Annotated in this window: 1 protein-coding gene; it reads right to left on the minus strand. The window is 38.1% G+C overall.

What is annotated here, in order from left to right:
• Window positions 1–114: 114 nt before the first annotated feature.
• A partial coding sequence (locus ACFIMA_RS10000; RefSeq protein WP_375693484.1) for a tyrosine-type recombinase/integrase occupies window positions 115–515 on the minus strand: 401 nt, incomplete at its 5' end.

Genomic DNA, 515 nt, shown 5'->3' on the forward strand with positions numbered 1-515 from the left:
ATGAGTCAAAGCTTTTAATATGCGGAAAATTAGTTATTTCGGTAACCAATCCGCTAGTTGTTTTAAGGTGTTTGTTAAGCACCTGATTCGAAAATACACATTACAGAAATAATGTCAAGCCTTTCCTGTTATAAATGAAACCCACTGTTCCAAGAGAACATGTCGCTGTTCTAAAAAATCCGTTCGCATATAAGCTTTTGTCACTGAACTCCCAACTGAATGGGCAAAAACAGTTTCGGCAATCTCAAATGGTGTTGACGTTGTCTCTGCTATCCAATCCCGTAAGCTTGAACGAAAACCATGGGGACGATAAGTCAAACTACAAACTGTCATATACTTTGCCATGGTGGCATCAGAAATGGGGTTGCCTCTAAGACCAGAAAAGAGAAAAACATTCTTTTCAAAGGGGAGAGTTTTTTCAATAACTCTCAAAGCTTTATCACTTAGTAGCACGCGAAAGTCTGAAACTTTCCCTACAATACCTTTCATGTTTTCTTTTGGTATCGTCCATATAT

This window comes from Bartonella sp. AP88HLJMH, from assembly GCF_042195605.1.
GTDB lineage: Bacteria > Pseudomonadota > Alphaproteobacteria > Rhizobiales > Rhizobiaceae > Bartonella.